This is a genomic window from Roseibium sp. AWQ4_290 (assembly GCF_056160985.1).
This window is the reverse complement of record NZ_JBSWYG010000060.1, coordinates 1-534: the sequence shown is the minus strand read 5'-3', so window position 1 is coordinate 534 and position 534 is coordinate 1. Positions and strand designations below refer to the sequence as shown.

Below are 534 nucleotides of genomic sequence, written 5' to 3'. Positions count from 1 at the left end.
CGGGGAGAACAAAGCTCGGGAGATGGCCTGCATGGCCCATATCCGGCGCAAGTTCGTCGATGTGCATGCCTCCCAAGGATCATCGGTTGCCGGCGAGGCCATCCAGCGGATTGCCGGACTGTACGAAATCGAAAAGAAGGCACGCGGCAAACCGCCGCCGGACCGCGCCGCCCTGCGGCAAGCACAAGCCAAACCTATCTTCGATGATCTGGAAGACTGGCTCGGCACTCAATTGACGCGGATCTCAGGCAAGTCACCACTTGCTGCGGCGATCCGTTATGCGCTCAGCCGACTGCCGAAAGCCCGGCCGTATCTCGACAACGGGCATCTGGAACTGGACAACAACTCCGCAGAGCGGGCAATGAAACCGATTGCCCTTGGACGAAAAAACTACCTCTTCATGGGCTCAGAAAGCGGCGGCAAATCCGCGGCTATCGCCTATACCCTGATCGAAACCGCCAAACTCAACGGCATCGACCCGCAAGCCTGGCTGACCTGGGTTCTGGCACAAATCGCCGACCACAAGATCAATCG

General features: G+C 59.2%; 1 protein-coding gene. It reads left to right on the top strand.

Annotated features, from left to right (window positions below; translation table 11 throughout):
• Positions 1-31: 31 nt before the first annotated feature.
• On the top strand, positions 32-534 hold a 503-nt coding region (locus ACXAH0_RS25125; protein WP_475196022.1), incomplete at its 3' end, for an IS66 family transposase.